Source organism: Pseudomonas sp. 1121_17, from assembly GCF_052850745.1.
The window spans coordinates 190,772-209,897 of record NZ_VXCX01000001.1 but is presented as its reverse complement, the minus strand read 5'-3'; the positions used below and the strand labels follow the sequence as shown (position 1 = coordinate 209,897).

The following is a 19,126-nucleotide window of genomic DNA, read 5'->3' as shown; positions in this document are numbered from 1 at the left end:
TACTCGATGTACTTTTTTTACTGCCAGCAAAGGACCTGCCATGCCCTCCCCGACCTTGAGTCGCGCCCTCATCCTGCTGATGGCGACCGCCACCGGCCTGGCCGTTGCCAGCAACTATTACGCGCAACCTTTGCTGCACAGCATCGCCGAGCAGTTTGGCCTGAGCACGACCAGCGCCGGCACCATCGTCATCGCTGCGCAGCTCAGCTACGGCGCCGGCCTGCTGCTGCTGGCGCCGCTGGGCGACATGTTCGAGCAACGGCGGCTGATCGTGAGCATGATTGCCATCGCCACGGTCGGCCTGGTCATCAGTGCCTGCGCCCCGAACCTGGCCTGGTTGCTGGTCGGCACCACGCTGACCGGGCTGTTTTCGGTGGTGGCGCAGGTTCTGGTGCCGATGGCCGCCAGCCTGACCGCCCCCGAACAACGCGGGCGCGCGGTCGGCACCTTGATGAGCGGGCTGCTGCTGGGGATCCTGCTGGCGCGCACCGCTGCGGGCTTCATGGCCGAGCTGGGCGGCTGGCGCAGCATCTATGTGCTGGCGGCAGTGTTGATGGCGATCAGCGCCATCGCGTTGTACCGCAGCCTGCCGCAGCACAAGAGCCACGCTGGCCTGAAATACCCGGCGCTGATTGGCTCGGTGTTCCGCCTGTTCGCCGAAGAGCCGGTGCTGCGCCTGCGCTCGTTGCTGGGGCTGTTGGCGTTCAGCCTGTTTGCGTTGTTCTGGACCCCACTGGCATTTTTGCTGGTGCGCGAGCCCTACCACTATGGCGAGGCGGCCATCGGCTTGTTTGGCCTGGCCGGGGCTGCCGGTGCCTTGGCAGCGAACTGGGCCGGGCGCCTGGCCGACCGCGGCAAGGGTGCCCTCGGCACTACCGTGGGCCTGAGTGCGCTGGTGCTGTCGTGGCTGCCACTGGGTTTTGCCGAACAGTCGCTGATGGCCCTGCTGATCGGTGTGTTGCTGCTTGATCTGGCGGTACAACTGGTACATGTCAGCAACCAGAACGCCGTGATCAGCCTGCGTCCCGAGGCCCGCACCCGGCTCAATGCCGGCTACATCACCTGCTACTTCATCGGCGGCGCGCTGGGCTCACTGCTCGGTACGCAGTTGTTCGAGTACAGCGGCTGGAAAGCCATCGTCGCCGCCGGGATCGTGATCGGCATGCTGGCCTTGCTGGTGTGGGTTCTGGCCGAGCGCAGGCGCAAGCTGCAGCCGCCGCGCCCGTCGGCTGCCGCGAGCTGAATTGTCTGCCAGCTCAATCGTTTCTCTGAACGGGCGCCTCTGAAATAGGGGCGCCCGGCGCTGCTCTGCCTGCTACCATGGCGCCCCTTTTTCGCCTGCCTGGCGCAACACCAGCAGGCTGCCGCTGCCGCTGCCACGCCCCGCCTGCCCTCGGCGCAGCGGTGCCGCGCGCGCGTTTTTCCAGGAGCCCTGCATGACTTCGCTTCGCCCTCGCCTGCCCCTGAGCCTGCTCAGCCTTGGCCTTGCTCTGCACAGTGGCCAGGCCCTCGCTGACGGCGTGACGCTGGCGCCGTTGCAGGTGACCGATGTTTCCGCCAGCGACGGTTATCAGGTGCGCCAGGCGCAGGTCGGCGGCTGGCAGCCAGCGGCGCTGCTCGACACCCCGGCCTCGATCAGCGTATTCAGCCAGCAACTGCTAGAAGACCGCCAGGTGCGCAAGCTCAGCGAAGTGCTGCAAAGCGATGCCTCGGTGGGCGAAAGCTACGCGCCGATTGGCTACTACGAAAACTTCAACGTGCGCGGCTTCGAGCTCAATGCTGCCAGCAGCTACAAGATCAATGGCCAGACCATCGCGGGCGAGCAGAACGTCGCGCTGGAGAACAAGCAGCAGGTGGAACTGCTCAAGGGCTTGTCGGGTTTGCAGAGTGGCGTCTCCGAGCCGGGCGGCCTGATCAATTACGTGAGCAAACGCGCCGCCGATGTGCGTAGCGTCAGCGTCTCGACCAACGAACACGGCGAGCGCTATCTGGCCACTGACGTTGGCGGCTGGTTCGGCAGCGAGCGCCAGTTCGGCCTGCGCGCCAACCTCGCCCATGAGGACATTCGCTCGTATGTCGACCACGCCGACGGCAAGCGTGATTTTGCCTCGTTGGCGTTTGATTGGCAGATCAGCAGCAACGCCACCTTGCAGCTGGACGCCGAGTATCAGCACCGCGAGCAGCGCTCAGTGCCGGGTTATCAACTGCTTGGTGGCAGCGCAGTGCCGCATGGGGTCGATCCGAGTGATCGGCTTGCTTATCAGCAATGGGCCAAGCCCGTGCAGAACGATTCGCTGAACCTTGGCGGGCGCTTCGAGTACCGGTTCAATGACGACTGGAGCGGCACGCTGAGTGCTTCGCGCAGCAAGGTGGTGATTGACGATTACAGTGCGTTTGCCTGGGGCAGTGAAAATGGCATGCAGTCGCAGTTCAGCCCAGACGGCGACTACGACATCTACGACTACCGCAGCCCGGATGACACCCGTCGTACCGATGAGGCGCAGGCAACGCTCAATGGCCGCTTCGATGCGTTGGGGTTAGGTCATGAGTTGACCGTCGGCACCAGCGCTCAACGTCGCACCGTGGACCAGCGCCCGTACTACAACATTGATGTCGGCGACGGCAACATCGAAACAGGCGCGCCAGCAGTCAACCCATCAGATTTGCCGGTTGGCGCCAGCCAACGCCGCCTGGACAGCCGCCAATACGGGCTATTTTTCAGTGACCGCATCACTTTCAACGAGCAGTGGCAAACCGTGATAGGGGCTCGTGAAGTGCGCCTGGATGAGAAGACTTGGCTCGAGACCGGCGAACTCAACCGCCATACTCAGCAATACCAGTTGCTGCCAAATGCTGCGCTGATCTACAAGCCGCAGCCTGACACCACCGTCTACGCCAGCTACTCCAAAGGCCTGTCGGCCGGGGGCACGGCACCGTGGTTCACCAGCAATCTCGGCGAAATCCTCGCCCCAACACTCTCAAGGCAACTGGAACTGGGCATCAAGCATGACTGGCAAGGCATGAGCTTCAGCGCTGCGCTGTTCCAGATCCGCCAGGCGTATCAGTACGCTCGCCCCGAGGACGGTGGTTTTACCTACGTCCAGCAAGGCCAGCAAAAAAACACCGGCCTGGAGCTCGGCGCCAGCGGTTGGGCCACCTCGAAGTTGCAACTTCAGGCTAGCGTCGCCGCGATCCGCGCGCGAGTCGAAGACAGCGGCACCGACGCTTACGAAGGCCACCAGGCGATCAACGTGCCGAAGTTGCGCACCGCGCTGCACGCCGAATACACCCTGCCGGTGCCAGGCCTGGCCCTGCTCGGCGGCGCCCGTTACAGCGCCAGCAAGTACGCCAGCCAGGCCGGTAACGTCGAAGTCGGCGGTTACACCGTGTTCGATCTCGGCAGCCGCTACCGCACCGCCATCGGCGGCTATGACACGGTACTGCGCCTGACCGTCGACAACCTGTTCGACAAACGCTACTGGCGCGACACCGGTGATTATCTGGGCGACAACTACCTGTTCCAGGGCGCCCCGCGTACGGCTCGGTTGTCGGCTTCGGTGAGTTTTTAACCACGACACAGCTGAGATGCAGCGCTCAGCGGCCACGAAATCTCAGTTTCGCCGCCGGCCTCCCCGGGGCTGCTGCGCAGCCCTTTCGCGACACAAGGCCGCTCTACAGCAAGCTGGCGAAATCGTGCGATGCAGAAACAAAAAGCCCCCGAACTTTTCAGTTCGAGGGCTTCTTGTAGAATGTGGCGGTGAAGAAGGGATTTGAACCCTTGATACGATTTCTCGTATACACACTTTCCAGGCGTGCTCCTTCGACCACTCGGACACTTCACCGTTTCTCTTCAAGCTATTCAGCCTGTCGAGGCGCGCTAATTTAGTCGAAGAGTCGGTTATTGGCAAGCGCTTTTTTCAGAATTTTCATGCGCTTAAGCAAACCCGAGGATCGCTGCAGGGGCCGATGGCAAAGCTGCCATTGTACCCGGTGCTTTTCCCAGTCAACGGCGGCCACGCCCGCAACCCGTGGCCGCGATGGCCGCAGCTGACTGGCCGGTCAGCCTTGCTGCTTTACCTGCGCAGCTGCGCTGGGTAACGTCATCGCCACGCCACTTAAAGGACTCTGCCATGAGCGAGCTGATCACTTACCACGCCGAAGACGGCATCGCCACCTTGACCCTGAACAACGGTAAGGTCAACGCCATCTCGCCAGACCTGATCACCGAATTCAACGCCGCCCTTGATCGTGCGGTAGTGGAACGCGCTGTGGTGATCATCACCGGGCAGCCCGGTATTCTCTCCGGCGGCTACGACCTCAAGGTAATGACCTCGGGCCCACAGCAGGCGGTCTCGCTGGTTACCGCAGGCTCGACCCTGGCCCGCCGCCTGCTCGCGCACCCATTCCCGGTGATCGTCGCCTGCCCCGGCCATGCCGTGGCCAAGGGGGCGTTCCTGCTGTTGTCGGCCGACTACCGCATCGGCGTCGAAGGCCCGTACAAGATCGGCCTCAACGAAGTCGCCATCGGCATGACCATGCACCACGCCGGCATCGAACTGGCTCGCGACCGCCTGCGCCGCTCGGCCTTCCACCGCTCGGTAATCAACGCCGAGATGTTCGACCCGCAGGCGGCCCGCGAAGCTGGCTTCCTCGATGCGGTAGTGCCCGCCGAGCAATTGCTTGAAGCCGCCACCAGCGCAGCCCATGCGCTGAAAAAACTGAACATGAATGCGCACAAGAAAACCAAGCTGAAAGTGCGCAAGGACCTGCTCGATGCGCTCGACGAAGCGATCATCCTCGACCAGGACTTTGCCCTCTGAGCCCGCGCCGAGGTTGCCTGCGCAGCGCAGACCGACCAAGCTGTCCGGCATAGTCAACCGAACAAGCGGACAGCCATGGGTCGAGTCGTCGCAGCGGCGGTTTACAGCGCCGGAAGAAAGGTCACCAATATCAGCATCGACGAGGGCAGCGAGTGGGCGAAAAAGCCCGGCCACTTCGTCTGGATCGGCTTGGAAGCGCCCAGCGCCGAAGAGCTGGCCAGCCTGCAGTGCCAGTTCAACCTGCATGAACTGGCCATTGAGGACGCGCTGGAGAAACACAGCCGGCCCAAGCTGGAAACCTTCGGCGATGCGCTGTTCATCGTCACCTACTCGCCGGTGCGGCAGAACGGCAAGCTGGAGTTCATCGAAACGCACATCTTTGCCGGTAATGGCTACATCATCACCTGCCGTAACGGCCACTCCAAATCCTACGCACTGGTGCGCCAGCGCTGCGAAGCCCGGCCGTTGCTGCTCGATCACGGTGAAGACTTCGTGCTGTATGCCCTGCTCGATTTCGTCACCGAGAACTACCAGCCGGTCAGCGAAGCGATCCACGGCGAGATCGAAGAGCTGGAACAAAGCGTGCTCAGCAGTTCGCTGATGGAAGACGACATCCGCCGCCTGCACAGCCTGCGCCGCGACATCCTGCGCCTGCGCCGCTACGTGGCGCCGATGGTGGAAATCAGCGAAGAGCTGCAGCGGCTGAACTTCCCCTTCATCGACAAAAACATGCGCCCGTATTTTCGCGACGTGCAAATCCACGTCACCCGACAGATGGAAGACCTGGTGAGCATTCGCGATATCGCCAGCCAGACCATCGAGATCGGCATGCTGCTGGAGTCGTCACGCCAGAGCATTACCCAGCGCAAGTTCGCCGCGTGGGCAGCGATCCTGGCGTTTCCGACGGCGATTGCCGGGATCTACGGGATGAATTTCCAGAATATGCCCGAGCTGAGCTGGCACTACGGTTACTTTGCCGTGCTGAGCGTGATCGGCCTCGGCTGCACAGGGCTGTTCGCCAGTTTCAAGCGCTCGGGGTGGTTGTAGCGGGATAAGCAGGAGCCGCGCTGGCGGCTCCTGACAACTGCCTCAGGCGGCGCTTTCCTTGGCGCTCGGTGCGTGCGCAACAAAGCGCAGCATCCACTCGCCAACCAGATCGCCTTGGTGCTCCAGCTTGAGGCTGGCAATGGCGCGCTGGTAAACCTCGTCACCCAAGTGCTCCTGGCGGGCATCGAGCAGTGCGCGCGAATAATCATGGACAAACTCAGGGTGGCCCTGGAAGCACAGCACCTGATCGCCCACATGGTAGGCAGCGTTCGGGCAGAAATCGCTTGAAGCAATCACCGTGGCGCCTTTGGGCAGCTGAGTGACCTGATCCTGGTGGCTGATCAGCAGGGTCAACTCGGTTACCTGCGGGTCCATCCATGGCGCATGCGCAGCCAGGGTGTAGCGGTGCACGCCCACGCCCCAGCCACGGTCGGCACGTTCGGCCTTGCCGCCGAGCACCAGCGCCAGCAGTTGGTGGCCAAAGCACACGCCCAGCAACTTGTCGCCACGCTCGTACAGCTTGAGCAGGTACGCCTTGAGGGTCTGGATCCACGGATCATCGCCGAATGAGTCGGCCTTGCTGCCGGTCACCAGATACGCATCGAAGCGCTCGCCCTCGGGGGGATAGTCGCCGTTCATCACGTTGTACACACGAAACTCGGCCTGGTTGACCGACTGACGCAAGAACAGCTGCTCGAACATCCTGCCGTAACCCTGGTACTGCGCCGTCAGCTCTGGCCGCAGGACGTCGGTTTCAAGGATGCAGATGCGTAACGACATAGCGATAGTCCTGAACGACACAAGGAGGGTTTGGCTGTAGAGACTGCCGCGAAAGACACGTACAAGCAAGTAGGCTGTACTGACGAACGGTAAGGGGTGTCACCCTTGGTAACCCCCATCGCGCAGCGGTCTAGCTCAGACTTATCGGGCTGGTGGCAAGTGGCCTTAAATGAAACTTGTATGTCAAGGCCTGCACTTATAACAAAGGGTTCTCAAACATGCATAACCTACACCCTACTGTTGGATGTATACCCAAAAGCAGGAAGCCAGCAGAACCGGCGTGTAGCCACGCCGCTGTGATCGACCCGACCCGGCAAAGGGAAGCCAACGGCTATTCAGGAATAACAACAAGAAGGCGGTCCGCCATGTTCAGACAATCAAAAGTACGCCAAGCCGGACTCATATTGTTCGCTACCACCTTGCTGCTGATCTTGCCGAACCTTTCTCGGCTGTTTGGCTGACAGCTTGTGTGGCTATTTCAGACATTGCATAGGTAATCTGCCGATCTCACCGGTTGGAGATTACCTATGCGCATCACCTTCGCCCTGCTGGCGCTGCTACTCAGCCTGCCCGTGGCTGCGGCGCAGCTGAACCTTGAGCTGGGTGAGCGCACACGCCATTGGCAAACTGCCGAGCTGCTTGCCCATCCGCAGGCACGTGATATCGACGTCCCGGCAGACGTCGCCTACAAGCGGCCCATGCACTACCGCGCAGTGCCCTTGGCTGTGTTGCTTGAGGGCGTGCAGCCAGGCGAACACCTGCAGGCCATTGCGCTGGATGGCTTTGCTGCCGAGATGCCCGCTGCGCCGCTGTTGGCCAATGGCCCCGCGCAGGCGTGGCTGGCGGTAGAGGACAGCGCCAAGCCATGGCCCGCACTGGGCAAAGACAAAGCGACCGCCGGGCCGTTCTATCTGGTCTGGACCAACCCTAAGGCCAGTGCCATCCGCCCAGAGCAATGGCCCTTCCAGATCGCCACCATTCGCCGCCTGGCAGCGGTCGAGCAACGCTTCCCGGCACTGTTGCCCGAGGCTAGCCTTGCCAGTGACGACCCGGTCCGCCAAGGCTTTGCCCTGTACCAACAGAACTGCATGGCTTGCCACCGCCTCAATGGCGCCGGTGATGCACAGTTCGGCCCGGACCTGAATCGCCCCTACAATCCTACCGAGTACTTCCAGCCGGCGTTTTTGCGCAAATACATCCGCGACCCACAAAGCTTGCGCCAGTGGTCGCAGGCAAAAATGCCTGGCTTTGCCGAAAGTGTATTGAGTGAAAAGGAACTGGACGCGCTGCTGGCGTATCTGGCGCACATGAGCAAGCGCAAAGGTTGAGCCGCAGGTAGAGCCATTCGCGAGCGCACTCGCGAATGGCGATGGCACTTAAGCGGTTTGCCGCTCGTGCTTGACGCCCCAGCCTTCGACTTCGCCACCGAGGGGCGAAACCACCCCCTCGAAGGCCTCTTCGAAAGCACCGATGCCGCGGTAGGTTGCATACATGATCTTGCTCAACTCAAGGTTCCAGCCGCCATCATCACGTTCTCGTACCTGAGCATTCAACGACTCGCCACGAAACCGCCCGGCCGCCTGGCGGGCGCCGCTTTCATCTGGAAATACCGCATAGAACTCGATGGGGTGGATCTGGGTGAAGTCAAAACCGCCAGCTTTCATCTGGCGCAGGACATTGCTGCTGATGTCGTCGTTCTGGCTGCTCATGAATCGTCCTCCTGAATAATGCAATGGATAGACTTTCCGTGCACTACGCACTTGCCGGCGCCGGTAAAGGCCGCAAACAAGCCGAGCTGATCGAGCTGATGCAAGACGCGAAGAAAACCGCGTCGGCCCGCAGAAGAGGCCGATGCGTGAGACTAGCGTAGTGCTTATCGCAGCACTACGCCAGAGGGGCTGCTCAAGGCATTTCGCGGATGTCGCTGATGGTTACGCCGTTCTGCTCCTTGAGCCAGCGTGCCGTCGGTGCGTCGCTACGGTCCTGGAAGTCATTCAAATCCAGTTCATTCAAAAGCGGAAAAAGCTTGGTGCGTATTGCGCGTGCCGCCTCTTCATCACTGGGACGCTGATCGCCGGTGAGCAGCAGCGTCGTCGGTTCACCTTTCTGGTCGGCAAAGATGACTTCCCACTCTTTCATCGAATAACCCTCGGTGGATACGGAATTGACTGACATCCGTTCTAGCTTGACCACTGGCTGCAGAAGTTGTTCAGCGCGCTCGCCAAGCGCACATGAAAAAGGGCCCGCCGGTTACCCGGCGAGCCCTTCACGGTGCCCCAGCGCGCCCTATTTGGGTGTGCCGTGGACCACGCCTGCGGTGTTGTCGAGCAGGCTCTTGGTAGCGGTCTGGATGTAGGCTTCGAGGTTTTTCAGCAGTTCGGGCTGATCCGGGCTTTCGATCAGTTCGGCCTTGAACTCGCTGCCCAGCTGGTAGCGGTACATGCGCGGGGTCATGTCCTTGGACTCGATCAAAATGCGGTCGCCCTTCACCAGGCCAACGATCTGCTCGCTGCCCGACGGTTTGATCATGCCCACACCCTGATCGCCTTCCGGCAGGTTGAGCAGGTCACGGCCCCAGCATTGATGACGGGTCTGACCACCCAGGCGGCCCATGATGGTCGGAACGATGTCGACCTGGGTACCGACGGTGTGGTCGACCGCACCGAATTTGTCCTGGATGCCCGGGCCGATCAGCAGAAGCGGCACGTTGAAGCGGCCTAGATCGAGCTCGGTGACCTGCTGGTGGTTACCAAAGCCGTGGTCGCCAACGATGACGAACAGGGTCTCCTTGAAGTACGGCTCTTTACGCGCCTTCTCGAAGAACTGGCCCAGCGCCCAGTCGGAGTAACGCATGGCGGTCAGGTGCTCGTCGAGACGGCCCTGGCCGGTCACAGGCTCTACCGGCAGGTCTTTTGGCAGCGCGTACGGGGTGTGGTTGGAAAGCGTCTGCAGCAAGGCGTAGAAGGGTTTCTTGCCGTAGTTTTTTGCCAGCTCCTCGGCGCCACGGTCGAACATGTCCTGGTCGGATACCCCCCAAGTCGGGTCGGAGAACACCGGATTGACGAAGTCGTTACGACCGATAAAGGTGGTCATGCCCTGGTTGCCGAAGAAACCGGACTGGTTGTCCCAGGCAAAGTCGCCGTTGTAGACGTACACATCGTCGTAGTCGCGGGCACTGAGCAGCGCCGGCAGTCCGGACAGTTTGTGGCCACCCTCAGGGGTCTGCATCAGGTATTCGAAGCCAGGCAGGTTAGGGAAACAAGCCATGGTGGCAAACATGCCCTGATGGGTATGGGTGCCGTTGGAGAAGAAGCGGTCGAACAGCAGACCCTCCTTGGCCAGCTTGTCGAAGTACGGCGTGATGTTGTTGGGGCTGCCCAGCGCGCCCACCGAATGACCGGCGAAGCTCTCCATCAGGATCACCACGACGTTCTTGATCGGCAGGGTGCGCTCGGCTGGCGGTACGAAATCACGGCGGATCGCAGCTTCGTCGGCATCGACCAGGGTGTCGTGCGGTGTCAGCAGCAGGTCACGCACAGTTTGCTGCGCCACTTGCTGATCGAGCACTGGCTTCCAGACATTGGCGCGATCCTCACCGAAGCGGCTCTTGGCAGCGTCGATCAGGGTCAGCGTGCCATTGAGGCCCAGCTGGTTGATGAAGTTGGAGTCGGTGGTGAACGCGTCGCCCCAGCGCATTGGCGGGCCTTGGCGCAGGGTGCCACGGGCGGCAATCACGGCAATCAGCAGGATCACCATGAATACAGCCAGGCGGTAATACCAGGCCACAGGCGGGCGCGGGTTGCCGTGCAGCGCGCCGCTGGCAGGCCGGGTCAGCCGATCGATGCCTTTGAACAACAGGCTCAGCAGCCAGGTGCCGATCACCCAGGCGAGCAGATAGCGCACCACCGGGAAACCGTACCAGAGCATGCTCAGGACGGTTTTCGGGTCTTCCTTGACGTACTGGAACACCAGGCCGTTGAGGCGCTGGTGGAACTCGCGATAGAAGTCCAGCTCCATCAGGCCAAGGAACATGACCACGCTCGAGGCAATCGTCAGCCACACGCGGAATACACCACGCGCTGCCATCGCGGCCGGGCTGAGGACCGCCAGCAGCAGCGGGATGCTCAGGTACACCACCACCCGCAGGTCGAAGCGCAGGCCATTGAGGAAGCCCTCGGCAACCGTGGAATACGGCGTATCGCCGATCATGTCGCTGTTGTAGACCAGCAGGCCAAGGCGTACCAGGCTGAGCATCAGCATGATGACCAGGCCGCAGAGCAAGGTGTAGGCCAGGTGCGATTGCAGGGTCGGCGCGGAACGAACCGGCACGGCCCGTTGTTTCAAGGCATCCGTGTTAGCCATGAATGGGGAGATCCTAGGAGTTTGCGGGAAGGCGACAGCGCCCATAAGCCCTGCCAGCGGTCGTGGCGATAGGGCAAACGCGGCATTGTGCGGCGCGGATTCTGGTTAATCCAGTGTGAAAATTGTGTCACGAAGCGGCGACTGCGCAGTCAGCCCCGCGCTGGCACGGGGCTGCTCCTGGTCGATCAGGTCAGACGCGCACGTTACCGCGCGGCCCAGCGATGGCCCAGATGATCAGACCCACTACCGGCAGTACCAGAATCAGCAGGATCCAGAGCAGTTTACTGCCAGTGGACCCGCCGCTTTTGACCACGTTGATGATCGCCCAGATATCCAGGGCAAGAATGATCAGGCCGATCAGGCTGTTGAATGTCGATCCCATGCAGATACTCCCCATAAAGTCATGTCCGGTGAGCATAGTCGCCTATCACGTCGATAGAAGGGAATCCTTGGCGAGCAGGCGCGGTCACTGCTTAGACTGCTTCATCCATTGCCCAGAGGTTCGCATGCCCCCCGCTCACACCGACAGCGCCGTCGACAGCCCGACCGTTTCCCGCCTGTTCAGTAGCCTGCGCCAGCATGCGCAGGCGTCGCCGTGGCTGAGCGCCGGCCTGGGGCTGGCCTTGCTGGCCATCCTCGGCTTGCTCGGCGCCAGCATGTGGAATGCGGTCAATGGCGATCACTCGGAGAACCTGCACCTGGCCGTGCTCGGTGGCCTCGCCGGCTTTGGCGCGACGGCACTGGGTGCGGTATTGGCGGTGGTGCTGCGCGATGTCAGCTCGCGTAGCCAGGATGTGATGCTCGGCTTTGCCGCCGGCATGATGCTCGCGGCCAGTTCGTTCTCGTTGATTCTGCCGGGGCTGGAAGCAGCCCGGGAGATTACCGGCAACGGCGCAGCAGCAGCGTTGACCGTGGTGGTCGGCATGGGCCTGGGCGTGTTGCTGATGCTCGGCCTGGACCGCTTCACCCCGCATGAGCACGAAACCGTCGGCCGGCAAGGGCCGGAGGCCGAGCGGATAAATCGGGTGTGGCTGTTTGTGCTGGCAATCACCCTGCACAACCTGCCCGAGGGCATGGCCATCGGCGTCAGCTTCACCAATGGCGACATGGCTGTCGGCCTGCCGCTGACCAGCGCCATTGCCATTCAGGATATCCCCGAAGGCCTGGCAGTCGCCCTGGCCCTGCGCGCGACCGGGCTGTCGAACTTCAAAGCGGCGATGGTTGCCGTGGGCTCGGGCTTGATGGAACCGCTAGGCGCGGTGATCGGCCTGGGCATCTCTACCGGCTTTGCCCTGGCCTACCCGATCAGCATGGGCTTGGCGGCTGGCGCGATGATCTTTGTGGTGTCCCACGAAGTGATCCCCGAAACCCACCGCAATGGCCACCAGACTTCGGCAACGCTGGGCTTGATGGGCGGTTTTGCGGTGATGATGTTTCTCGATACCGCGCTGGGTTAACCCCAGCGCGCGGTCCCCGGCTCAGACGTGGACGGCAACCTTCAAGGCTTCCAGGGCCGGCTCGACCCTGATATTCAATTGCTGACCCAGCTCCAGCACCCGCGCCAGGTCATGCTGGCCAACCATGACCATCTGCAGCTCCTCGTCCAGTAACTGGCTGAAGTTGAGCAGTACATAACCACCGGATTCCTTGTTCAAGGCAGCCATCTGCACCTGAATGCGGTTGAGCGCAGTCAGGGCCTCGGTCTTGGCCAATTGTTTGGGCTTGAGGTTGAGGGCGACGCTGCTGTCGAACGACTCACTGATCGCCTGGAACAGCTCCTGATAGCTGTCACCGATGAACACCACCGTCTCCGGCAAACTGCCGAGCACGATCCACTCGCCCAGCGGCATCGGGTAGCTGTCGTCGTAGTTGATGTCTGGGTTGGCAGCGAGGAATGCGGCGGGGTCGGCGTAGGCCTGAGCGGCCTCGTCGGCAATGCGCTCGATCTCGTCATCGGGCATGCAGCCGGCACCGATGAGGCTGATGAATTCGCGCAGTTGGTCTTTCATGTGGGGGCTCTGCAAGGTGAAAAATGTCACCAAGGATAGCCGCAAACGCCCCCTGAGGGTTAGCCGGCGAGCGCCTGCAAGCGTGCTGCGGTGTCGGCCGCACCCATGGTCTGCGCTGCTGCCAGGGCGTTGGCACCGCGCACATCCTGGCGTACCGGGTCTGCGCCCTTGGCCAGCAGGAACTCAAGAATTTCGCTGCGGTTGAACATTGCCGCCAGCATCAACGCCGTACGCCCATCAGCAGCGGCGGCATCCACCGGCACTCCATGCTCGATCAGCAACTCGATCATCGGCAGGTCACCCTTGAACGCCGCGCCAGCAATCGGCAACTGGCCGTTGTCGTTGGCAATCAGCGGATCGGCGCCGTGCTCGAGCAGCACGCGCACGGCCTGATGATGGCCGTGGTAGCTGGCAAGCATCAGCAGGGTATCGCCCTTGTGATTACGCAGGTTGACCGGCAAGCCGCTGTCGAGCAGGCGCCCTAACATGTCGGCGTCGCCACGGCGGGCGCGGTCGAACACCTCGTCGGCAAATGCGGCTGCTTCATCGTCATTCATGGTAGCGGGCTGTTGGTCGGACATCTGTAACCTCCTGGCAAAATGGATGGCCCAAGTGTTGGTCAGGCACTGCCAGTGGGTCAAAGGTTCAGATTCTATAGGGGCAAGAGGCTGCGGCTGTGACCTTGCAAAATGCACTGTGAAAATTGCATGACCTTGCACACTGCACGAGGCGCAAAATCAACAATAGGTTCAAGCTGCTGATTTTAAAGGGATTTTTTACATGGTAAAAGCTGGCACGGTCACTGCAACCATCAACTCAACGTCTGCACACACATTCAGCCAGGAGTTGATATGGACCTTATTCAGCAAAAATTCGCCTCGGTCTTTTCCGCCTACTCGGTCAACACTCAGCCACGCCCTGACGGCGGTATCCTGCTGACCCTGCGTGCTGCCGATGGCAAGGTTACCCGCCGTGTACTGACCTACGGTCAAATGCACAGTGCCGAGCAGCTGTCGTGGGCGATCAGCGCTATCCGCCGCGACTTGGCTGAACAGGCCAGCGAACTGCCGGTGATCAACATGCTGCAAAGCCAGCAGCGCTTTGCACTGCCGACTTATCGCTAAGCAAAAAGCACCTGCGCGAAGCTGATCCTGCACAGCCTGTTCAGGCATTACAGGAGCAGCCTTGCAGCGCTGGCGAGGCCGCAATCCTCGCCAGCACTATCCTTCAGAGTTCGTCCATCCCCAAAAATTCCCTTGCTGCCAGATCCCCGGTGAATTGTGCTTGCACGCCTTGCTGATCGCGGAACAATCGCGCCGCCAGGCAAAACGGCGAGTCACCCAGATCAATCCAGCGTCGCGTCTGTGCCGGCACGTACAACACATCGCCCTTCTCGCATACCACCGTAAAAACAAATTCGCCTAGACGCAGAGCCACTTGAGCACGTCCGCTGATAACGGCGAACAGCTCGTCGCTGCTGTGCACATGCTCGTCGCGCAGGTCTATCTGCGACTCGACGGCACCTTCCTGATTGAGCAGGCTGACCGCGCTGAAACCGTTGGCGGTCAGCAACTGATCGAGCGGCTCACGCCAGGCATCGAGCACCTGATCATCCGGCGTACCTGGACGGATACGTACATCTGCAGGTTGCCGGGCAAAATGCACGCCGTGCTCGGCCAAGGTGGCGGCGATGTCGTCGTGGTGGGTCAGAACCTTGTTCGGCTGGCCGGGGCTGGAGGGGTGGAAAACACTGAGGATGCTCATCAGGGGCTGTTCCTGCTATCGGTCATTCGAGTGGCAATGATACCGGCTGCGGCGAAGGCTGCGACGCTGGCCATACCAAAGGTGAAGTTGGGGCCCAGCAGATTCCAGCTGTAGCCCGCGTACAAGGCGCCAAGCGCGCCGCCAGTGCCGGACAGCGCCGCATACAGCGCCTGGCCCTGGCCTTGCTGGCGGGCGCCGAAGCTGGCCTGGACGAAGGCGATCGAGGCGGCATGGAAGCAGCCGAAGGTGGCCGCGTGGAGCAACTGCGAAACGATCAGCACGCCAGCATGGTCGGCCAGACTACCTAACAGCAGCCAGCGCAAGCCGGCCAGAACAAAGCTGACCAGCAGCACCTGGCGCACCGAGAAGCGCGCGAACAGCCGGCTCATGGCCATGAACATCAACACTTCCGCAACAACCCCGAGTGCCCACAGCAAACCGATGCTGCCGCGGCTGTAGCCCAGATGCTCCAGGTGCAGGGTGAGGAAGGTGTAGTACGGGCCGTGGCTGAGCTGCATCAACGCCACGCACAGGTAAAAGGCAATCACTCCCGGCGCCAGCAGCTGGCGGCCGAAGCCCCCTGCCCTGCTGCGTTCGGCGTTCTCCACCGGCTGGGCGTTAGGCACCCACAGACTGGCGCCGAAAATCCCGGCCATGATCGCCACCAGCGCCAGCGGGTAGATATCCAGGCTCAACCATTCAAACAACTGGCCCAGGCCCACCACCGCCAGGATGAAGCCGATCGAGCCCCACAGCCGCACCTGGCTGTAGCGCGAGGTCTGGCCATGCAGGTGAGCCAGCGTAATCACCTCGAACTGCGGCAGTACCGCGTGCCAGAAGAACGCATGCAGGGCCATCACCAGCGCCAGCCAGGCGTAGCTCTTGCCGAAGAAGATCAACGAGAAACTGGCCAGGGTCGCCAGCGCGCCGAGACGCACGATCAGCAATCTTTGACCGCTGCGATCACCCAGCCAACCCCACAAGTTGGGCGCCACGCAGCGCATCAGCATGGGGATCGCGACCAACTCGCCGATCCGCGCCGGAGAAAATCCCAGATGATCGAAATACAGCGCCAGAAACGGCGCAGTAGAGCCGAGCAATGCGAAGTAACAGAGGTAGAAACTGGACAGGCGCCAGTACGGGATGGGCGGCATGGGCGGGGTCGTCATGTACTGCCGTTGGCGGCCCGCACGCAGGCCGCCCGTGGCGAGCGAAATTTACAGCTGGCGCAGGATCGGCGTCGTTACCTGCACATCGGCGTTTTGCGCGCGGTGGCGCAGCAGATGGTCCATCAGCACCAGGGCCATCATCGCCTCGGCGATCGGCGTGGCGCGGATGCCGACACAAGGGTCATGGCGGCCTTTGGTGATGACTTCAACCGGATTGCCATGGATGTCGATCGACTGGCCTGGGGTGGTGATGCTCGAGGTCGGCTTCAAGGCCAGGTGGGCGACGATCGGCTGGCCCGAGGAGATCCCGCCGAGAATGCCGCCGGCATTGTTGCTGAGGAAGCCTTGCGGGGTCAGCTCGTCACGGTGCTCGGTGCCGCGCTGGGCGACGCTTGCAAAGCCGGCGCCGATTTCCACGCCTTTGACCGCGTTGATGCTCATCAGCGCGTGGGCAAGTTCGGCATCGAGGCGATCGAAGATCGGCTCGCCCAGGCCAGGCATGACGCCTTCGGCAACCACGGTGATCTTGGCCCCGACCGAGTCCTGGTCGCGGCGCAGCTGGTCCATGTAGGCCTCGAGCTCCGATACTTTGTCCGGGTCGGGGCTGAAGAAAGCGTTGTCTTCGACGCTGTCCCAGGTCTTGAACGGGATTTCAATCGGGCCGAGCTGGCTCATGTAGCCGCGCACGGTGATGCCAAGGCCGGCCAGGTATTTCTTGGCGATTGCTCCTGCCGCTACGCGCATGGCCGTTTCGCGGGCCGAGCTGCGGCCGCCGCCACGGTAGTCACGCTCACCGTATTTGTGGTGATAGGTGTAGTCGGCATGGGCCGGGCGGAACAGGTCCTTGATCGCTGAGTAGTCCTTGGACTTCTGGTCAGTGTTGCGGATCAGCAGGCCGATCGAGCAGCCGGTGGTGCGCCCTTCGAACACGCCGGAGAGGATTTCGACTTCGTCCGGCTCCTGGCGCTGGGTGGTGTGACGGCTGGTGCCAGGCTTGCGCCGGTCGAGGTCGCGCTGCAGGTCGGCCTGGGAGATTTCCAGACCTGGCGGACACCCATCGACAATGGCGACCAACGCCGGGCCATGGCTTTCGCCAGCGGTGGTAACAGTGAACAGCTTGCCGTAGGTATTGCCGGACATGGACGCTCCGCGAAATCAGCCTGAATGGGGTGCAGCGGGCAGTATACGGAAAGCAGCCGCCTTGCGACGAGTCTGCGGGCTGATTTGTTGCCTGCAGCGGCCAGAACCTTCGTCAGAGCGCTGGGTCAAACCCTCAACTCACTACGAAGCCCTGCCCATGCTGCGCCTCACCGCCCTGCTTCTGCTGCTGTGCAGCACCCTCGCCAGTGCCGCTGCCCCGACCGTTCTGCAACGCCCGATCAAACTCGATACCGGTAACGGTGTGCTGTACGGCAGCCTGCTGTTGCCACAACAGGACACCCCGCCGCCGGTGGTGCTGATCATTGCCGGCTCCGGGCCGACCGACCGCGATGGCAACAACCCGGCGGGCGGGCGCATCGACAACCTCAAGCGGCTGGCCTTGCTGCTGGCCGGCGAACACATCGCCAGCGTGCGCTTCGACAAGCGTGGCGTGGCCGCCAGCCAGCCGGCGACTCCAGACGAACGCAACCTCAGCGTCGAGGCATATGTGGCCGATACCGTGGCCTGGGCGCACAAGCTCAAGGCCGACCCGCGCTTCGGCCCGCTGATTCTGCTCGGCCATAGCGAGGGCGCGCTGATTGCCACCCTGGCCGCTGAACAAGCCGGCGCCAGCGCCGTGATCAGCCTGTCCGGTAGCGGTCGACCGGTGGCCGAGGTCATCCGTGAGCAGCTGGCCCAGCGCCTGCCGCCGGCGCAACTGGCCCAGGGCACCGCATTGCTCGACAGCCTGCAGGCCGGGCAGACTAGCCTCAACGTACCGGTGCCGCTGCGCCAGGTGTTCCGCCCGACCGTGCAGCCGTACTTGATCTCGCTGCTGCGCCAGGACCCGGCCGCAGCGTTCGCCCAACTCAAGGTGCCGGCGCTGATCATCCAGGGCCGCAACGACGTGCAGGTGGATGTGGCCGACGCCGAACTGCTCAAGGCGGCCAAGCCCGATGCGCAACTGGTGTTGATCGATGGCATGAACCACACCCTGCGCATCAGCCCGCGGGACATCAGTGGCCAGCGGGAAACCTACCAGAATCCAGAGCTGCCACTGGCGCGCGAACTTGGCCAGCGGATCGTCGCTTTTATCCGGCAATTGCCACCAGCCTGAGTAGATCGCCCTCAGGTCTTGCCTGCGCCTGCCGATAAGCAGGCATTGGCCCGCGTTTGACTGGCCGACCCCGATTCGAGGACGACCGTAATGACCGATGCCCCAGCCGCCGAAGCGACCGCAGAGCCGCAAGCCCCGGAGAGCGCCCCGCTGCCCTGGGCGGATCTGGCCGCCGAGCACTTCCAGTTGCTGCGCCTGGCGCCATTGCCCACCGACCGCCACACCGGCCCGCGGCCGCTGCGCTTCGTGCAGTTTGGTTATGCCGAGCGCCACAGCAAAGAGCACAGCCTGCTACGCATGCAGATCACCCTGCCGGGGCAAAAGGTGCGTAAAGAGCAGAATCAGCTCGACATCCGCGTCGATCACGAGCTGCAACGAGTCTCCATTGGCGCAGAAAACGGCCTGCAGATGGAGCCGCTCAACCGCGGCCTGGGCCGGTTTCTGTTCGCCCAGGCGGTGCAGTGGCTGCAGGCCAACTGGTCGCACTACCGCATCGAGGCGGTGGCGTTGCCGAACAAGGATGCCCTCAACGAAGACACCCGCCTGCGCCGCGACAATGTGCTGCGCTGCGTCGGTGTTGAAGTCGAGTACGTAGAAGGGCAGCTGCTCAAAGGGCGCACACCCGAGCTTGCCGTCAGCCAGCTCAAGGGCGGCTGGAACACCGACAAAGTCCAGCGGGTGGACATCCTCGAATCGGCCGGCATGCTGCAACAGGCCGAGCAGACCTTGCTGGAGAAAGAAGCTCAGATCCGCGAGCGGGATGAACGCGTGGCCAAGTACCGTCGCGAAGACGGCGGGCTGCGCTTCACCATCACCTGCCTGGTGGCCTTTGCGGTGTTCCAGGCAGGCCTGCTGATCTGGATCGCTACACGCTGATCGGCTAGCCAGGCGGGGCCGTTTTACAGCCGCGCCTGGCCG

General features: G+C 62.3%; 19 protein-coding genes and 1 tRNA gene. 9 read left to right on the top strand and 11 right to left on the bottom strand.

The window, feature by feature from the left end; translation table 11 throughout:
- The first annotated feature begins 40 nt into the window (after positions 1-40).
- Both FW789_RS00955 and FW789_RS00950 read left to right on the top strand, forming a co-directional pair.
- Entirely contained in the window at positions 41-1,243 is a 1,203-nt protein-coding gene (locus FW789_RS00955) for an MFS transporter (protein WP_446430775.1), read from the top strand.
- A 193-nt stretch (positions 1,244-1,436) separates the two neighbouring features.
- Entirely contained in the window at positions 1,437-3,569 is a 2,133-nt protein-coding gene (locus FW789_RS00950; RefSeq protein WP_446430774.1) for a TonB-dependent siderophore receptor, read from the top strand.
- A gap of 183 nt (positions 3,570-3,752) precedes the next feature.
- On the opposite strand, the gene FW789_RS00945 is transcribed toward FW789_RS00950, so the two are convergent.
- Positions 3,753-3,842, bottom strand: a tRNA-Ser gene (locus FW789_RS00945).
- 288 nt (positions 3,843-4,130) lie between these two features.
- Between FW789_RS00945 and FW789_RS00940 the strand changes: the two genes are divergently transcribed.
- Positions 4,131-4,820 (top strand): crotonase/enoyl-CoA hydratase family protein, encoded by a 690-nt coding sequence (locus tag FW789_RS00940; protein ID WP_186700062.1) that lies wholly within the window; start codon positions 4,131-4,133, stop codon positions 4,818-4,820.
- A 75-nt stretch (positions 4,821-4,895) separates the two neighbouring features.
- Positions 4,896-5,867, top strand: a complete 972-nt coding sequence (locus FW789_RS00935) for a magnesium and cobalt transport protein CorA (RefSeq protein WP_103438160.1) — start codon at positions 4,896-4,898, stop codon at positions 5,865-5,867.
- Positions 5,868-5,909: 42 nt separating this feature from the next.
- On the opposite strand, the gene FW789_RS00930 is transcribed toward FW789_RS00935, so the two are convergent.
- Positions 5,910-6,647 carry an amidotransferase gene (locus FW789_RS00930; protein WP_103438161.1) on the bottom strand — a complete coding sequence of 246 codons (738 nt, stop codon included), beginning with the start codon at positions 6,645-6,647 and terminating at the stop codon, positions 5,910-5,912.
- Between the two features lie 527 nt (positions 6,648-7,174).
- Here FW789_RS00930 and FW789_RS00925 point away from each other — a divergent pair.
- Positions 7,175-7,975 carry a c-type cytochrome gene (locus FW789_RS00925; RefSeq protein ID WP_340613085.1) on the top strand — a complete coding sequence of 267 codons (801 nt, stop codon included), beginning with the start codon at positions 7,175-7,177 and terminating at the stop codon, positions 7,973-7,975.
- A gap of 48 nt (positions 7,976-8,023) precedes the next feature.
- Here the strand turns inward: FW789_RS00925 and FW789_RS00920 are convergent, their stop codons facing one another.
- The 4 genes from FW789_RS00920 to FW789_RS00905 form a co-directional block, all read right to left on the bottom strand.
- On the bottom strand, positions 8,024-8,356 hold the full coding sequence (locus FW789_RS00920) for a ribonuclease E inhibitor RraB (protein ID WP_101321585.1): 333 nt from the start codon (positions 8,354-8,356) through the stop codon (positions 8,024-8,026).
- A gap of 193 nt (positions 8,357-8,549) precedes the next feature.
- Complete coding sequence (locus FW789_RS00915) at positions 8,550-8,786, bottom strand: hypothetical protein (protein ID WP_186700058.1); 237 nt, start codon at positions 8,784-8,786, stop codon at positions 8,550-8,552.
- Positions 8,787-8,933: 147 nt separating this feature from the next.
- Positions 8,934-11,009, bottom strand: a complete 2,076-nt coding sequence (locus tag FW789_RS00910) for an LTA synthase family protein (RefSeq protein ID WP_186700056.1) — start codon at positions 11,007-11,009, stop codon at positions 8,934-8,936.
- Between the two features lie 190 nt (positions 11,010-11,199).
- Positions 11,200-11,391 carry a PLDc N-terminal domain-containing protein gene (locus FW789_RS00905; RefSeq protein WP_103438165.1) on the bottom strand — a complete coding sequence of 64 codons (192 nt, stop codon included), beginning with the start codon at positions 11,389-11,391 and terminating at the stop codon, positions 11,200-11,202.
- Positions 11,392-11,515: 124 nt separating this feature from the next.
- Here FW789_RS00905 and FW789_RS00900 point away from each other — a divergent pair, with 124 nt between their 5' ends.
- On the top strand, positions 11,516-12,466 hold the full coding sequence (locus FW789_RS00900) for a ZIP family metal transporter (RefSeq protein WP_186700054.1): 951 nt from the start codon (positions 11,516-11,518) through the stop codon (positions 12,464-12,466).
- A 21-nt stretch (positions 12,467-12,487) separates the two neighbouring features.
- On the opposite strand, the gene FW789_RS00895 is transcribed toward FW789_RS00900, so the two are convergent.
- The gene (locus FW789_RS00895; RefSeq protein ID WP_446430773.1) at positions 12,488-13,018 is read right to left on the bottom strand and encodes a hypothetical protein; all 531 of its coding nucleotides are present in this window, start codon (positions 13,016-13,018) and stop codon (positions 12,488-12,490) included.
- Between the two features lie 59 nt (positions 13,019-13,077).
- Positions 13,078-13,599, bottom strand: a complete 522-nt coding sequence (locus tag FW789_RS00890; protein WP_101321591.1) for an ankyrin repeat domain-containing protein — start codon at positions 13,597-13,599, stop codon at positions 13,078-13,080.
- Positions 13,600-13,869: 270 nt separating this feature from the next.
- Here FW789_RS00890 and FW789_RS00885 point away from each other — a divergent pair, with 270 nt between their 5' ends.
- A complete protein-coding gene (locus tag FW789_RS00885; RefSeq protein WP_103438169.1) occupies positions 13,870-14,142 on the top strand; it encodes a DUF3509 domain-containing protein in 273 nt (90 codons plus the stop codon).
- Between the two features lie 103 nt (positions 14,143-14,245).
- Here FW789_RS00885 and FW789_RS00880 read toward each other — a convergent pair whose 3' ends face one another.
- The 3 genes from FW789_RS00880 to aroC all read right to left on the bottom strand — a co-directional run bounded on the left by FW789_RS00880 (position 14,246) and on the right by aroC (position 17,091).
- Positions 14,246-14,782, bottom strand: a complete 537-nt coding sequence (locus tag FW789_RS00880) for an oxidase (protein ID WP_186700050.1) — start codon at positions 14,780-14,782, stop codon at positions 14,246-14,248.
- Entirely contained in the window at positions 14,782-15,936 is a 1,155-nt protein-coding gene (locus tag FW789_RS00875) for an MFS transporter (RefSeq protein ID WP_101321594.1), read from the bottom strand. Before FW789_RS00875 ends, FW789_RS00880 begins: the two co-directional genes overlap by 1 nt.
- A 63-nt stretch (positions 15,937-15,999) precedes the next feature.
- Complete coding sequence (aroC, locus tag FW789_RS00870) at positions 16,000-17,091, bottom strand: chorismate synthase (RefSeq protein WP_103438171.1); 1,092 nt, start codon at positions 17,089-17,091, stop codon at positions 16,000-16,002.
- 157 nt (positions 17,092-17,248) lie between these two features.
- On the opposite strand from aroC, the gene FW789_RS00865 reads away from it, so the two are divergent.
- Together FW789_RS00865 and FW789_RS00860 are read left to right on the top strand one after the other, a co-directional pair.
- Positions 17,249-18,208 carry an alpha/beta hydrolase gene (locus FW789_RS00865; RefSeq protein ID WP_446430772.1) on the top strand — a complete coding sequence of 320 codons (960 nt, stop codon included), beginning with the start codon at positions 17,249-17,251 and terminating at the stop codon, positions 18,206-18,208.
- A 90-nt stretch (positions 18,209-18,298) separates the two neighbouring features.
- Positions 18,299-19,084, top strand: a complete 786-nt coding sequence (locus FW789_RS00860) for a hypothetical protein (RefSeq protein ID WP_186700044.1) — start codon at positions 18,299-18,301, stop codon at positions 19,082-19,084.
- Positions 19,085-19,126 lie beyond the last annotated feature (42 nt).

Coding starts and splice junctions, on each gene's coding strand:
- FW789_RS00940 (WP_186700062.1), top strand. CDS start 4,131: ATGAGCGAGCTGATCACTTACCACGCCGAAGACGGCATCGCCACCTTG.
- FW789_RS00865 (WP_446430772.1), top strand. CDS start 17,249: ATGCTGCGCCTCACCGCCCTGCTTCTGCTGCTGTGCAGCACCCTCGCC.
- FW789_RS00900 (WP_186700054.1), top strand. CDS start 11,516: ATGCCCCCCGCTCACACCGACAGCGCCGTCGACAGCCCGACCGTTTCC.
- FW789_RS00860 (WP_186700044.1), top strand. CDS start 18,299: ATGACCGATGCCCCAGCCGCCGAAGCGACCGCAGAGCCGCAAGCCCCG.
- FW789_RS00915 (WP_186700058.1), bottom strand. CDS start 8,786: ATGAAAGAGTGGGAAGTCATCTTTGCCGACCAGAAAGGTGAACCGACG.
- FW789_RS00935 (WP_103438160.1), top strand. CDS start 4,896: ATGGGTCGAGTCGTCGCAGCGGCGGTTTACAGCGCCGGAAGAAAGGTC.
- aroC (WP_103438171.1), bottom strand. CDS start 17,091: ATGTCCGGCAATACCTACGGCAAGCTGTTCACTGTTACCACCGCTGGC.
- FW789_RS00930 (WP_103438161.1), bottom strand. CDS start 6,647: ATGTCGTTACGCATCTGCATCCTTGAAACCGACGTCCTGCGGCCAGAG.
- FW789_RS00925 (WP_340613085.1), top strand. CDS start 7,175: ATGCGCATCACCTTCGCCCTGCTGGCGCTGCTACTCAGCCTGCCCGTG.
- FW789_RS00950 (WP_446430774.1), top strand. CDS start 1,437: ATGACTTCGCTTCGCCCTCGCCTGCCCCTGAGCCTGCTCAGCCTTGGC.
- FW789_RS00905 (WP_103438165.1), bottom strand. CDS start 11,391: ATGGGATCGACATTCAACAGCCTGATCGGCCTGATCATTCTTGCCCTG.
- FW789_RS00910 (WP_186700056.1), bottom strand. CDS start 11,009: ATGGCTAACACGGATGCCTTGAAACAACGGGCCGTGCCGGTTCGTTCC.
- FW789_RS00885 (WP_103438169.1), top strand. CDS start 13,870: ATGGACCTTATTCAGCAAAAATTCGCCTCGGTCTTTTCCGCCTACTCG.
- FW789_RS00955 (WP_446430775.1), top strand. CDS start 41: ATGCCCTCCCCGACCTTGAGTCGCGCCCTCATCCTGCTGATGGCGACC.
- FW789_RS00920 (WP_101321585.1), bottom strand. CDS start 8,356: ATGAGCAGCCAGAACGACGACATCAGCAGCAATGTCCTGCGCCAGATG.
- FW789_RS00890 (WP_101321591.1), bottom strand. CDS start 13,599: ATGTCCGACCAACAGCCCGCTACCATGAATGACGATGAAGCAGCCGCA.
- FW789_RS00875 (WP_101321594.1), bottom strand. CDS start 15,936: ATGCCGCCCATCCCGTACTGGCGCCTGTCCAGTTTCTACCTCTGTTAC.
- FW789_RS00895 (WP_446430773.1), bottom strand. CDS start 13,018: ATGAAAGACCAACTGCGCGAATTCATCAGCCTCATCGGTGCCGGCTGC.
- FW789_RS00880 (WP_186700050.1), bottom strand. CDS start 14,782: ATGAGCATCCTCAGTGTTTTCCACCCCTCCAGCCCCGGCCAGCCGAAC.